This window comes from Methylocaldum sp. GT1BB, assembly GCF_051027545.1.
Lineage (GTDB): Bacteria > Pseudomonadota > Gammaproteobacteria > Methylococcales > Methylococcaceae > Methylocaldum.
The window spans coordinates 86,597-101,183 of the sequence record NZ_CP194901.1 but is presented as its reverse complement, the minus strand read 5'-3'; the positions used below and the strand labels follow the sequence as shown (position 1 = coordinate 101,183).

9 protein-coding genes and 1 pseudogene are annotated in these 14,587 nt (G+C 56.4%); 3 read left to right on the top strand and 7 right to left on the bottom strand.

Features of this window, described 5'->3' with window-relative positions; genetic code table 11:
* Window positions 1–56: 56 nt before the first annotated feature.
* On the top strand, window positions 57–2,924 hold the full coding sequence (locus tag ACR2TX_RS00470) for an adenosylcobalamin-dependent ribonucleoside-diphosphate reductase (RefSeq protein WP_086132938.1): 2,868 nt from the start codon (window positions 57–59) through the stop codon (window positions 2,922–2,924).
* A gap of 939 nt (window positions 2,925–3,863) precedes the next feature.
* On the opposite strand, the gene ACR2TX_RS00465 is transcribed toward ACR2TX_RS00470, so the two are convergent.
* From ACR2TX_RS00465 to ACR2TX_RS00450, 4 genes are all read right to left on the bottom strand, one after another.
* Window positions 3,864–4,175 (bottom strand): hypothetical protein, encoded by a 312-nt coding sequence (locus tag ACR2TX_RS00465; RefSeq protein WP_139840977.1) that lies wholly within the window; start codon window positions 4,173–4,175, stop codon window positions 3,864–3,866.
* Between the two features lie 45 nt (window positions 4,176–4,220).
* Window positions 4,221–4,463, bottom strand: coding sequence for a hypothetical protein (locus ACR2TX_RS00460; protein WP_086132937.1), 243 nt, complete (start codon window positions 4,461–4,463; stop codon window positions 4,221–4,223).
* A 703-nt stretch (window positions 4,464–5,166) separates the two neighbouring features.
* Entirely contained in the window at window positions 5,167–6,252 is a 1,086-nt protein-coding gene (locus tag ACR2TX_RS00455; RefSeq protein WP_086132935.1) for a hypothetical protein, read from the bottom strand.
* A 315-nt stretch (window positions 6,253–6,567) separates the two neighbouring features.
* Window positions 6,568–7,521 carry a response regulator gene (locus tag ACR2TX_RS00450; RefSeq protein WP_434129778.1) on the bottom strand — a complete coding sequence of 318 codons (954 nt, stop codon included), beginning with the start codon at window positions 7,519–7,521 and terminating at the stop codon, window positions 6,568–6,570.
* A 95-nt stretch (window positions 7,522–7,616) separates the two neighbouring features.
* On the opposite strand from ACR2TX_RS00450, the gene ACR2TX_RS00445 reads away from it, so the two are divergent.
* The gene (locus ACR2TX_RS00445) at window positions 7,617–9,641 is read left to right on the top strand and encodes a TonB-dependent receptor (protein WP_168183697.1); all 2,025 of its coding nucleotides are present in this window, start codon (window positions 7,617–7,619) and stop codon (window positions 9,639–9,641) included.
* A 43-nt stretch (window positions 9,642–9,684) separates the two neighbouring features.
* Window positions 9,685–10,827: pseudogene (locus tag ACR2TX_RS00440) on the top strand (cytochrome P450); the annotation flags it as partial.
* A gap of 10 nt (window positions 10,828–10,837) precedes the next feature.
* Here the strand turns inward: ACR2TX_RS00440 and ACR2TX_RS00435 are convergent.
* The 3 genes from ACR2TX_RS00435 to ACR2TX_RS00425 all read right to left on the bottom strand — a co-directional run bounded on the left by ACR2TX_RS00435 (window position 10,838) and on the right by ACR2TX_RS00425 (window position 14,498).
* Window positions 10,838–12,415, bottom strand: coding sequence for a sensor histidine kinase (locus tag ACR2TX_RS00435; protein ID WP_168183696.1), 1,578 nt, complete (start codon window positions 12,413–12,415; stop codon window positions 10,838–10,840).
* A gap of 121 nt (window positions 12,416–12,536) precedes the next feature.
* Entirely contained in the window at window positions 12,537–13,451 is a 915-nt protein-coding gene (locus tag ACR2TX_RS00430) for an ABC transporter substrate binding protein (RefSeq protein ID WP_086132930.1), read from the bottom strand.
* A gap of 117 nt (window positions 13,452–13,568) precedes the next feature.
* Window positions 13,569–14,498: a hypothetical protein gene (locus ACR2TX_RS00425; RefSeq protein WP_139840974.1), complete on the bottom strand. Its 930-nt coding sequence runs from the start codon at window positions 14,496–14,498 to the stop codon at window positions 13,569–13,571.
* Window positions 14,499–14,587: the final 89 nt, after the last annotated feature.

Genomic DNA, 14,587 nt, shown 5'->3' with positions numbered 1-14,587 from the left:
TGGGAGGTTTTGAGAATCCCGGTGGGCCGGGTAACCTTGAAACGAAGGAGATAACAATGAAAACACAGCCTATATCCAAAGACGTTCTCTTGGAGAAATACGCCAAGCAGGGCGAATCCACACAGAATGAGATCTTTCGGCGGGTTGCCAAAGCGCTCGCTTCGGTGGAAAACGACAGAGAAACCTGGTCGAAACGTTTTCTCGAAGCGTTACAAGGGGGATTCATTCCAGCCGGCCGGATCATGTCCGCGGCCGGAACGGACATCAGAGCCACCTTGATCAATTGCTTCGTACAACCCATAGGGGATTCGGTCTCGGAAGAGGTCGACGGCAAGCCGGGTATTTACACGGCCTTGTCGGAAGCGGCCGAGACCATGCGCCGCGGGGGTGGTGTGGGGTATGACTTCTCCGCCATCCGCCCGAACAGCGCCACGGTCAAGAGCACGGCCAGCAGCGCCTCGGGGCCGATCTCGTACATGAGGGTCTTCGACCGCTCGTGCGAGACCGTGGAATCGGCGGGTGCGCGACGGGGCGCTCAGATGGGAATCTTGCGTTGCGATCATCCGGACATCTTTGACTTCGTGCATGCGAAGGATACCGCCGGTGAACTCCGTAACTTCAACATCTCGGTGGGCATTACCGATGCGTTCATGCACGCGGTGGAAGCTGACCTCGAATGGGAACTGGTCCACAAGGCCGAACCCAGCGAAGCACAGAAGGCGGCCGGCGCCGTTCGTCGTGAGGATGGTCTTTGGGTGTACCGTAGGATCCGAGCCCGTGAATTGTGGGCTGAGATCATGCGCAGCACCTATGATCATGCCGAGCCGGGGGTGCTGTTCCTGGACCGCATGAATGCGGAGAATAACCTCTATTACTGCGAGGCCATCGAGGCGACCAACCCTTGTGCCGAAGAGCCGCTGCCGCCCTATGGCTGCTGCTGTTTGGGCAGCATCGATCTGACGCAGTTCGTGAAACAGCCGTTCACCGACCAAGCGTCATTTGATTATGACGATTTCGGTACGGTGGTCGGCACTGCCGTCCGCATGCTAGACAACGTGCTGGCGGTGACGTACTGGCCATTGGAGCAGCAGCGTCAGGAAGCGATGTCCAAGCGGCGGATCGGACTCGGGTTCACCGGACTTGGAGATGCCTTGATCATGCTCGGGTTGCGCTACGACCGGGAGGATACTCGAAAACGAGTGGCCTGCATCGCGGAAGGTTTACGCAACCGCGCGTATGAGACCTCCATCGAGCTGGCCAAGGAAAAAGGTGCCTTCCCGCTATTCGAGGCGGAGCGATATCTCGCGTCGGGCTTTGTCATGCGGTTGCCGGAAGCGCTCCGGGAGGGCATAAGGATGCACGGTATTCGCAACAGTCACCTGCTGAGCATTGCGCCTACGGGCACGATCTCGCTGGCCTTTTGCGATAACGCCTCGAACGGCATCGAGCCACCTTTCGCCTGGACCTACACCCGGAAGAAACGGATGTCGGATGGCTCGATTGAGGAATACGCCGTGGAGGATCATGCCTACCGCCTCTATCGCGAGGCGGGTGGTGATGTTTCCAATCTGCCTTCGCATTGGGTAACCGCCCTGGAGATCTCGGCGCTCGAACACATGCGGATGCTCCAAGCGGTCCAGCCGTTCATCGACTCGTCGATCTCCAAGACGGTCAACGTGCCGGCGGATTATCCGTTCGAGGCGTTCGAGGACCTTTACCTGGAGGCCTGGCACGCGGGCCTGAAGGGGCTGGCGACCTACCGGCCGAATACGATCGTCGGACAGGTTTTGGTGGCCGATTCGTCCACCGGCACGCTCAGTGCGGCCGCGACGGACGAAGGCCAAAAGCCTGACTTCGACCGGTCCGATCCGGACCGAAGGCTGCGTCTCGATGCCGTGCCGGAACCCACGCTGGCTTCTTTGCGGTGGCGAAAGCGGCCGCGTCCAGTGGGAGGCAATCCGGCCTGGTGCTACATGGTTGATCATCCACGTGGCAGTTTCGCACTGTTCATTGGCCATATCGAAAACGGGGGAAAGCACCCGTTCGAGGTGTGGATCAACGGGGCGGAACAACCTCGAGGGCTCGGCGCCTTGGCGAAGTCGCTGTCGATGGACATGCGGTCCAACGATCACGGCTGGGTGAAGGCGAAATTGGACAGCTTGATGAAGGCGCACGGGGATGATGGCTTCGAATTGGCCCTGCCGCCAGAGGGCGAACCCCTCCGGGTGCCCAGTCTGGTGGCCGGGTTCGCCCAACTCGTGCACTACCGGTGCAAAGAGCTAGGCGTGTTCGAGGAAGCCGTCATGGTGATCGCCGGCACGCCCGTGCTGGACGCTCTGATGTCGCCGAAGGAACCGAAAACCGGGACCGATGGCACGCTGAGCTGGACGGTCGATGTACTGAACCCCGGCACGGGCGACGACTTCGTGATGGGCGTGAAGGAACTGGTGTTGCCGAATGGCAGCCGTCGGCCGTACTCGGTCTGGTTGTCCGGTGAATACCCCCGCGTTTTGGACGGACTTTGCAAGAGTCTGTCTTTCGATATGCGGGTGATCGATCCCGCCTGGATCGGGGCGAAGCTGCGCCAGTTGCTGGATTTTCCGGAAGCGCGAGGGGATTTCCTCGCCTGGGTGCCGGGACAGAAGCGCAAGTCGAGTTATCCGTCCACGGTGGCTTACCTGGCAAGGCTGCTGATCCATCGGTATGCCATGCTGGGTGTTCTTGATGAGGATGGCTATCCGGTGGAAGAGATGGGGCTCGTGACGTACGAGGCCGACAATATTGTGTCCCTTCGTACCCGTGCTGCGGGCGCCATGGAGGTGGCACCCGGCAGGCGCTGCGACGAGTGCGGAAATTACGCTGTCATTCGGAAGGATGGCTGTGATTTCTGCACGGCCTGTGGCACGACCGGGGCCTGTGGATGATGAGCGCGGCACTCCAGATTGGAGTGCCGCTGTTTTTACCGGCGGAGATCGTGTGTGCTGTGTCCTAAAACTACTGCGTGGTGTGTCCTAAAACTACTGATATTTGTAGTCTTGGCAGTGTAAGAAAGCGACGATTGACATCCTCCCACGCCTTTAGGCCTTATCTTTACGTACATCTTTTTCTATGGCTTTTTGGGTTGAGAACGAGCCACCTGTCCACCAGGTTATCAAGCCGCCGCAGGCCACATCAAACCACCGTCACGCCCGGCGGTTGCCCGCTATGGCGGCCGTGATAACCTCCCAGTTCGGCAATTCACAGCGTCGCGTGGGTGGGGTCCGGGTACGGCGCTTATAAGGCGCCAAGGCCTGCCACTGTTCCAGGTCCAGAAACACGTCGCAGGGTAACCCCGGGGTTTCACAGCATGGTGGGTATAGTCCACCTCGGTCGTGTCCTGGACCGCCAACATCACCGCTTCGCCGTGGCGTAGTAATGACGGCTCAATACCGCCTGACGTTTAATACGGTCATTTTCCATGAATCGGTAAAGCCCCTTTAGCGCCGCCGATGTCCGTTTGGCCAAACTCGTGTTGCGCCCTCGCTGCCCATCCCTCAGCTTCCCTCAAATTTGTGGGTAAAGGTAAGCCTTGAAGCAAGGGGCTTGAAACTATGCTCCCGGCGTTCGTTCCGACCATTGCATGCTACGATCGGCCGCATGACATTTCGACTCTAGGAGTGATATTCATTGCCGCGTTGGTATCCGCGTTCTCAGTATGGGCTCAGGGGATAAACTGAAACCGGGATTGGGATTTGTGATTGGCTTTCTCTGCATGGCCGCGGACACTATAGGTGCGCTAGGTATACCACGGGACAACAAAGACCACGGGGATTCTCGTGATAGCGGCCTTGTAGGCGATGAAGGCTTAGAGTTGGAATAAAGGATTACCCGCTATGTTTGGCCCTGTTGGACTTCGGTACCGGTGTCCGGCTGCGTCTGGTGTCTTTAGCGTTCTCGACAAGGCGTTTGGCGATGACATGATTGACGTCCCGCTGGAATCGTGATCGCCGGCGCCAAATCTTCCGGAGATGCCGTTGTTTAGCTGACTGTGTCCCTTTAGCCTGTAAGGCCTTGCGCAGTTTGTGGTAACGGCGTTGAATGTGCTTTACCGATTGATCCGAGAAGTTCTTGCAGTTGAAATTTGTGGGGATCCGGGTAATGCCTAGGTCCACGCGGATGAAGGCTTGTGGGTCGATTGGCGGTTCCTCGGGTGTTCGACCACAATCAGCAAATAGACAACATTATTGACCAACACCAAATCGGCCTGGCCTCTGGTGCGATGCCACTGCACGCGCTGGTAGGTGCCCATCTGCATGGGAATAGACAAACGCCTCTGCACAGTCAGGAGGACTGGCGGTGTCCAGTCCCATGATGCTCATGATGCGCTGATCGTAGACCACGGTGCCCGTCGGCTTGAAAAAGCAGTGCATGGCTTTGTCGCGCTTATGGGCTTTGACGATCTTGGCGATGGCGCGAATCATCATCTGTCAGGATAAACCAAATTGCTTTCGCACATCATCCTAGTCCAGCTTTCGCAGTTTGAACTTCGATGCACACTAATCCCGATAGGCCACTTCCGCGATGTAGTTACAAGCGTCGTTAAACACGCGCATGGTATCTTTCAGCTCAGCATGCTGACTTTCATTCGGCAGCAGTTTGATCTGAAGTGTTGTCTTCACATTGATGTGTCTATCACAAAGACAACGTAAATATGAACTTAAACTCTTTGTGGCAGTGCTTCCTCCCAGTCATGAATGACGCGGCTTCCGCGCTGAATTTTCGGTGGACTGGTAGGATGGCGGGATTTTGCGGGACAGGGGAGGGGACGAAGATGGAGGTTAATACAAAAAGATTAAAAAAAGGTTAAAAGGATAAGAGGTCGCAAGTTTATGATTTATCGAGAAGAACCTCCGTTTTCTGTGTTCTATAACTACCGAGTTTCGGTGTATCCCATGTCTGAGCTTGTTCCGGTGTGCCTTAAAACTACCGGAAATCGACCACCCTGTGCCCTATAACTACTGAAAAATTGCTCTGCCGTGTCCTAAAGCTACCGAGAATTCACGTTGCTGTGTCCTAGAGCTACCGAAGGCCAGGATGACAGGCTGTGGATAAGTTTCTGGTGTGCCCTATAGCTACTGATTGCTATGCCCTAAAACTACCGGAATTTCGGTCTGCTGTGTCCTAAAACTACCGTAGTGATTCCGTAGCGGCCGGTTTGGAATTGAGAACCCTCTTGTTCGACGCCTTCATTTCTTTAACAAATTCAGGGGACGGAAACAGCTGATAAACTACCTCGACGACCTTGCCTTTTCCTTGCGTGATGCTCGTCTTTTCAATTTCGCGTAGTACCTTCATCTTAACTAATTCAGCAAAGGCTTCGTCGACGTCACGGCGGTTATCGACTTCGCGGCCCCTGTTCAATAAATTGCTGTCGCGCTTGATCGTTGAGTAGCGCATCTCGAAAGGTTTTGACGCGAGGCCGGCGAAGGTGAATTTGATCGACAATTGCTTGTGCAGCCAGCGGGCCAGTTGAGTCGGTAACGACATCATGACCTCGTAGTTGAATTGCCTGTAGGTTACTTGATCGATGCTTTGTGTGACCAGTGGATGAAATTGAGCAATCCATCGTGCGCCAGGATCCTCAAGGAGCCGCTTCTTCGAAACGGCAGACAGCGTGGGCAAGTAATTGGCGGCAAGGAACGCCTCACCACGCCCCTCGCCAACTCGGAGTTCGATGTGGCTTTTCTGCAAGATAGTTAGGCTTTGGATGATCTGTTGATAAGAGCGCGCGTGCCCGCGAGCCGATAATTCTTCGCGTAGTTCATAAAGGGAAAATGCGACGCCGCTCCGGTACTTGTCTTTCTCAAAAAATCCTTGATTTTGGCGGAGTGCGATTTTTCGGAGCGCATCTTCGACCAATTCCTCGGAAGCACTTGGGTAATAATCTCGCGTAACTCCATCGGGCTCTTCGATACGCGCAGGTTGGATCTTGGCTATGTACGGTTGGCCACGATATTCGAATTGAATTGCGAGGATGGGCAATCCGCCGTTCGCATCGCGCCGCTTGTTTTGTTCTTGGCGGGAAATCGAATACCGCGGGATCGAATCCCAAATATCGATCGTATTAGAAAGTCTTTCGCGTTCGTTGGGGTTGCAGAGGAACGTCTGGAAAAGATCTAATTGATTGTTGTTATACGCGGAACTGTTCATCGGTTTCTTGCGCGGGGGAAACGGTAAATCACCGCCGGGACTGGTGTCCGTTAATTGGTTCATCGATTATAGGCTCCGTTGTAACACATTCTTTTTTTCTCCGTAGACGGAGGATTTGGAGTGTCACCGGATTCCCCTGCCGATTTTACAAGAGTCGGAGTTGGAATCCTTAAATTTGCAGTTTCGGGCACGAAGACCGGGATTCCCAGCTTTTGGGCATGGGATCCGCCTAGAAAAGACCAGCGGTGATTATGGCAGCGCTGAAGTCAGCCGGCGCTGCAGAAAATTGCAATTTTGGCGATTATTTGCAACGCCGGGTCAATTGTTCGGTGTTTTTGGTCCGGTCTGGCTTCCGGCTATGTCCGATCCGCGGCGCGATCAAAGGAAATCATCCAAGGAAGCGGAGCGCACCAGTGGAGGTAGCAACTGCTGAGCCTCGGCGAGGAGAGCCTTTGCGCGTCCAGTTCGTCCCGTTTCCAGCGCATCGTGGGCACCGATCAGCAGTTCTGCCACACTGTTGAACGAACGTTCCAATCCGATGGTCATTTTTGATAGCACGGAGACGCGGCCACTTCGGAGAGCGGCTGCGCAAGTGCGGCGCAATCCGCCATAGTCAATCGGCTTCTCGATGACGTGATAGGCGCCGTCAGTCATCAAACACCTGAATCGATCGACCGAATCCACGCCGGTCACAACGATGACGGGCGGCGCAGAGTGGGGCAGGCGAGTCAGGATCTCATCGCCTTGGAGCCCGGGGAGCATCAAATCCAATAGCATGAGATCGAACGAGCGATCTTTCAGCAGACCTAGCGCTTCCTCACCGCTTGACGCGCAAGACACGCGGTAGAGTTCGTCCAAAGCATCCGAGACGGTGGCATGCGTCTCGGGATCATCATCTACGCTCAAAACGGTCGGATGCGCTCGTTGGCGCAGGGCGTCATCCAAGACTGTCGCTAACCGCCACGTGTCCGAGATATCGAGGGCGACCGCACCGGTATCCGGAATGAGTGGTGCCACCACCATACAGGTGGTCGAATCCGTTACGGTGACGATCGGAATATCGTCGGGGCCGAAAAAGCCGCTCCGTACGAGCCGGACCACCGCCAGCGGATCGACCTGGTCGCCAGTGCTCAGCACAATCAGCGCGTGTACCAGATGATTGCAGAGAATCGCTACGGCTTCCGTCAGGCCGGAACAGCACTTTGTCCGTCTGAAACCAGACTCGTGCAGAGCCTTCAGCGCCATAGTCTGAAGGACGTCTTCATTCCCGAAGATCAAGATACGCTCACGTCGGAGCGGGCTCAGCCTGTTGATGTCGATTATTTTTCGCACGAGTTCTTCAGTCCTTGATTGATCGGCTAACATTGTAAGTAGAACGTTACCATAGTCACACAATGAGAGCACTAAGGACGGTACTTGCACTGCTCATGATCCCAATCGTCGTAGCAGCCGAAGACGAAGAAGATGACCTTCTCCTGCAATTGGGATCGGCGCGAGCCATTGAGATCGCTTCCGGCTACATGCAGCCGCTTTCCGATGCGCCATCTGCGGCTACGGTCATTACCCGGGCGGAAATGGAGGCGATGGGCGCCCAGACCGTCGATGACGTACTCGAGACTGTGCCTGGCCTCCACGTGAGTAATGCGGTCGGGTTTCGGACCATATACGGGGTTCGCGGCGTCGCGACGCAAAATAATGCCGAAATCCTTGTCATGGTCAATAACGTTCCTATACAAGACGCGGTGACTGGCGGACGGACTTCCATCTGGAACATGCCGGTTCAAGCCATGTCTCGGATCGAAGTCATCCGCGGGCCTGGCTCAGCGGTACATGGCGGCAATGCGCTCAGCGGCGTAATTAATATCGTCACCAAGAACGCTGACGAAACCATGATTGGCGAGCTTGGGGGGGCGGTTGGCAGCTTTGACACTTATTCAGGCTGGCTGACCAAAGGGCACAAGGGTAGCGACGTGGACGCGTCGTTCTTTGCCTACGGGCGCAGCACGAACGGGCCAAACCGACGGGTGCCCACCGATGCTCAAACCGGGTTGGATGCCGTGTTTGGGTCGTCGGCATCCTTGTCGTCTGGAGCGCTCAATGTCGGTCGCGACGAGGTAGTCGCCTCTTTTGATGTGGGAATTTCGGATCACTGGCGGATTCGCGGAATTTACGAAGGCTTTCGGGATGCGGGAGTCGGCGTTGGCATCGGTGATACCTTGGATCCCAACGGTCGACTCCGCAACAATTTCTATGTGGGGGATGTGACCTACCAAGACCAGGTCAAATCATCCTTGATTACCTGGAATACCTATATTACATGGTTGGATAACGACGGCTCTTTTCAGATATTTCCGCCAGGTGCGTTCGGAGCATTTGCCGACGGTGTCAGGCAATCGGTTAGTACCCAGATCGGTACCGTCGGTTCTCGGGTGAGCTTGTTGTATCGAGGGTTTCCAAGACACACGTTGCGTTCCGAAATCGGTTTTGCGCACCAATGGACCGACAAAGTGGGTAGCCGGATCAATTTCGCGCCAGATCCGATAACGGGCGGTTTGATGCCGCTGGGCGGCCTTCAGCCCGTGTCCGCTGTCAGCCCCGATCTGCTCTCGGCTTTTCGCGAGCGCACCATTATCTACGGGCTGTTGCAGGACGATTGGCGCGCCTTTGACGATGGGGTGGTGACGGCTGGCGTCCGTTTCGATGGCTATTCCGATGTGGGCGTGAGCGTTAGTCCTCGGCTGTCCGTAATGTACGACCTGAGTCACGACATAACCGCTTCGCTTCGCTATGGACGCGCGTTCAGGCCGCCAAGCTTCCTCGAAAACGGCAGTGCGAAACTCATCCAAGGGCAATTGCTCGATCCGGAGACAGTTGATACGGTCGAAATCGGTGTGGAGAAGCGCTTCGGCACGAACCGAGTAGAGCTAAGCGGATTTTGGTCCGATTTGAAGAACCTCATCGTCAATGAGAGATTGCCCGTCGCAACCCCCGCGTTACAAAATTTTCGAAACAGCGGTGATTACGAGGTTTATGGTTTTGAGTTTGCTGCGTCTTTTCGATTGACGGACGATCTCGGATGGTTCACGAACTACTCCCATCAGCAGCCTGTGGATAATCGATTGCCGAGCGGTCTGGTTTCACTACCACGTCATCATGTCTATACTCGCCTGCACTGGAATCCTATGACGCACTGGCAGTTTGACGCCCGCCTGAATGCGGTCGCCGACCGACCACGCGCCACTGGTGTAAGCAAAAATCCGGTCAAGGATTACCTCAGCGTTGGGTTCACGGTTACTCGGACGGAAGTCCTGAGAGGGCTGGATGTATTGTTTCGGGTCGAGAATGCGTTCGATGCGGACATCTGGGAGCCTGCACTGTCTGAGGATCCGTTCGTAACAGATATTCCGCTGGCCGGGCGCAGTTTTCTGGGGCAGGTTCGAGTGAGATTCTAGGGAGGTTCACAGGCTGAACAGTTTTCGTGCTACTTATCGGCTCATGACCGACTTGCCGGGTTTCTTTCAATCGTTGGCCGAGCAGGGTTGCCCTGCTCTGTTTCGGTTAGGACCCTACAGAGCGTTTCTGGTAACACGCCCGGAGCACGTGCGGCACGTCTATCAGCGCGAGCAGGCTGGCGTTTACATTAATAATCGATTTGCCAGCGTAACCAAGCGTGTTTTTGGTGACAGCCTGGTGAACAACGATGGTCCGGCGTGGGCGAGTCAGCGGCGGATGTTGAAGCCGCACTTTACGAATGCGGCGGTTAAACAATGGGCCGATCTCATCGACCGGAAACTCGTCGACTTAGCGGACGCTTGGGACCGAAAAGCCGGTGAGCGGCTAGCGGTCGAAGTCGAGTGCGCGGTCCTCACACAGGCCATCATGACATCGGTCTTGTTTGGAGAGGAGGCAGGTCAAACTGAGGCTGCGCAGGAGGTAATCGAAGCGATTCATGTGGTGCACCAGGAGTTTCTCGTCCAGACGCTAGGACGAGCGCTCATGGGGCCGATATTTTCCTGGCTTCCTGTGCCGTCCAGTTGGCGCTTCCAACGAGCGATCCAAACCGTTGACCGGGTGGTGGATCCGCTCATCGCCCAGGCAATTCGCACGCGACAGGGTCTAATAGCCCTTCTGCGGGAAACGGTCGACCCCGACACGGGTTGCTCGATGGATGCAAAATTGTTGCGGGACGAAATCGTCGCGCTGTACATCGCCGGGCAGGAGACAACGGCTATTGCGCTCACGTGGTTGTTGTATGAACTGGCCAAGCATCCGGATATTGCAGAGAGAGCCAGGAAGGACGTGCTGAATTGGGGGGAGGACGAGATTAATGCCGAGGCGTTACCGTACTTATGGGACATCGTACAGGAGTCATTGCGACTTCACCCGCCGGCAATCGCTCTGCTCCGGTATGCGGTCAGCGACGATAGGATTGGCGACGTCGCGATTCCCAGAGGTTCGTTGGTCCTGATGAGCCCTTATATAACGCAGCGGTTGCCTGATATCTGGCCGGATCCGGAGCGTTTCGATCCGGCGCGCTTTGGGCCAGGGGCACGTGCGCCGGGGGTCTGTTCATTTGTGCCTTTCGGCAGCGGACGTCATATGTGTCTCGGCTTACATCTAGCCAATCGAATTCTGCTGCAAAGCATTGTTACTCTGCTGCGGCGCTTCGAGTTCTATGTACCATGCGACTATCGGGTAAATCCCCGTTCTGGATTGTTGCTGCGACCGCAAGGCGGGTGCCGGATTCAGATCGTGCCGCGGCTGCAATCTGATCGACCCGCCGTGGCAGCCGGACGGTGAAGGTCGATCCCTGTCCTGGCGTACTTGATACCGTCAGGCGCCCGCCCATGATGTCACAATAGTGGCGACTGATCGCTAAGCCAAGCCCGGTGCCGGGATAGCGACGTTTATGGCTCATATCGACCTGTCTAAATGGTTCGAAGATCAATTCTTGATCGGCGGGATCGATACCGATGCCGGAATCGATAACAGCGACCTCGAAATGATCATCATCAAGGGTTACCTCAATGCGGATCTGACCGCACTCGGTGAACTTGCAGGCATTGGTTCCAAGGTTCATAAGAAGCCGTTCGAACTTCTGGGGATCCAACACCGCGTTCAGCTTTTCCGGACAGCGAATCGAGACGTGATTGCGATTGGCTTCCGCCAAGGGTTTCAAAGCATCGGTGGCCTGCCGGACGATTTCAGTGACGTTGACCGCTTCGAGCTGGAGTTCGGTCTTCGCTTCCTCCATGCGCGCGATCTCCAGGATCTGTGTTACCAAGTCCGTTAGCTTGCGGGCGTTGAGGAGAATGTTTCGGGTGCGCGTAGCGGCTGGGCCATCGTCCGAGAATACGAGGTCATCGGCGATTGATTGCGCGAATCCGTAGATGGCGTTGAGCGGAGTTTTCATCTCATGACTCAGCATCGCCATGAATTGGGCTCGAAACTGGGCGGTCCGCAGCGCCGCATCGCGCGCTTCCCGCAGCTCCTGAGTTCTCAGTTCGACCAACGCTTCCAGCGAACCCTGGTGGCGTTGAATGGCCTTAAGGAGTCCGGTAAAAGCGTGGTTGATCAGTACCAGTTCCCTGGGGCCGTCACAGGACGGCAGCGAGGTGGACGGACGAGCGGGGTCGATGCGCTGCACGGCATCGGACAGCGTCGTGATCGCCCATACCATTCGGCGGATACGGCGGTTCAGCCAGGCAAGCACTGGAAAGCACACGAGTATGGAGACCGCCCCTGTGATTAGAGTCACCAGCAGTAGCATTTGATGCAGCGGCTGTTTGGGTACGGCGATGCCCAGGTAACCGAGTCGTTCGGTTGCGGGAGCATCGGCTGCGTGACCGGACTGGCGAGCATCGACGGGTACGATGAGGTACCAGTTGGCGGAGGTTTCGGATGTTAGGTATGGATCTGAGCGGTGCTCGATTGTAAGAGGCGATGGTAACGTAACGTCTCCGAAAGGCTCGAACAGGAGTTCACCGTCTGGGCCGAAGAATGCGATTCCGGAAACATCTGTTTTAGTTACGACGGCGCCAGCGACGCGTTCAGCGAGATCTCGCGAGCCTAAAATGAATACAGCAGCACTGGAGTCTGCGAGCGATCTTGCGCTAAGGAGGCTCTGGTCCAGGTAATACGTATGCAGCTGCGCCGTGAGTAAAATCAGAGAGAGGACAGCTGAGATCGTACTCGTAGCCAGGACAGCGCCGAGTGCTGGAATCATCAACTCACGTTGTATGGGCCGTGGCTGTCGGTGAAGCTTGCGCATGGTCGATCTTAGGTGGCGGGTCTCAGGGTGTTTGTGAGGTTTTTTCGCATACCATTGCAGAGATGCAACCTTCCAGCTAACGGATTCGTGTCACTTCAGGAGCCAGTGCAGGGGGCAGATTAATGCCGAGGTGTGCACGCACCCGGTCGTTAATCCAAAATCGAAGATCCTTCACCATTTCACGCCGTGGTCCTTGTGAATGGAGTTTATTGAGGGCGAGCTCAGCTAGGCGTGCCCCCATGGCCTCGTAATCCGGATAAGCGGCTATGAGGGCTCCGAGCTCGGCATGCTCGCCGCTAACCGACAACAGCGGAATTTTTCGATACCACGAGCGTTCGATCAGGTGCGGAAACAGCGTTTCGACCACACTTGTATTTTGCATGATCCATACCGCGTCTTCGCCGGATTTGGCTCGGTCGAGCGCGGACCAATACGCCAGCCCTTCGGACTGCGGAGTAGTCCCGTCGACCATATCAAGCGCCAACCCGTGGGTATTGGCCGCACGACGTGCGGCATCAACGAGCATCGGCGAAGCACTGCGTGTTTTGACGGTATAAAGGCGTCTGAGATTGGGCATCAGCTGCTTCACCCGGGACAGGAAGGCGAGCGGCTCAATGGTTAAATCGATGCCTTCCGGTGACTCCGTTCCGCTCCGAAAGAAAACACCGCCGACGAGCACGGGAACCGTCGAAACAGCCGCCAATCGAGAATAAAGCTGGTCGTAGACCGGCCGGCCCAGCAAAATAATCGCTGTTGGATGAACGCCGGCAACCCAGGTCAGGGCATCCCGCGCTTCGGTACGGGGGTTGATCCTAAGCACCTCGGCTGACGATCGGGTCCGGATGCCGGACAGAATCGACTCATACAACCGGCCGACAGGCTCTTCGGCTATCGGGACGATAACGGCAATGGGTGGCGCGGCGGCACCGGCCGGGATGCGCGCGAGGAAACATAAAAGGAATAGGCAACCCAGGGTCTTCAACCACCGCACGGTTGACGCCGCATGCCATTGGAAAGAGGCCTGGCAGCGCGGTCCAGCCCGGATTGATGGTGTTTCAGCTTGGCGGGTCCGCCGTCCATCGCCGAGTTGGCGTTGAGCACGAACCCATCAGAGATCGGGATCATCGAGTGACACACCCTTTAATGCCTTTACCTTCTGGCAATAGTCCAAGATGGTTTCCGCGCGTGGTTTGTTCAGCATCCAGTAATCGCGCGAGCGTTCGCCGCCTAACCAGATTTTTGCCGCCCGAAGAGACCGAGCGCACAGGTCTTCCTGCTCCAATTGATTTCGCGCTCGTCCGGTTCTGAGCAAAGGCGCCACGAGTTCGATGACCGCCTGAACCGGATCGGCGCGGCCGCCGCGCATGTTGCCGGATCGCGTGGCCACGGCACGGAAAAAATCTTCGGAGCGCGGCTTCAACGCCAGCATAAGCAATGCAGCGGCGATCAGACCCGTTTGGAACAAGTCGTTCGGAGGATCGAGACGGTCTAGGATCTCCAATTCCTGTCGGAACAGGTGAACGGCCCGATAAACGTCGATGGGTTTGGCGTCGCGTGGCTGATTACGGCGCACGAGGCCGCGCAAGGCAATATTGAGCGCGGACCCGATCATGCCGGATTTCAGACGGGTGGAGGTGAGAACGAGTCCGCTTTCCCGGTACGCGCCGGAGATCTTGTCTTGTTGTCTTTCAGCGGCCGATTCGGCGTCGACCGTTCCGTAGAGCGCATTCAGTTCCGCGCGCGAGGTGACACGATATACCGTCACGTGCACTTCGGTCGGGGTTGGCAGTTCTCCTCGTGTCCACAGCAGCGCTCGCGTGTGGCCATCGATTTTGTACAGAACGCCATTCAGCAGAGCGGCTTTCACATGCCCGAGATGATCGAGGACGGCGCCCTCGGCGTGCCGAGCCTCCGCCCAATGCCGAGCGCGGGCATGGCGATCGCTATCCCGCTGGCGGGGATGGTTGAGCACGGCGATCCAGTCCGCGACCGCCATTCGGCCGGTAATGATCCGACCGTCGTCGGATAGTACACTCAAGCCAGGAATAGCGGCATCCGACTGAGACCGGGAAGGTTGAGATGTCGTCATATACAAAAATTCACAAATAAAAATAATTGTATTAAATT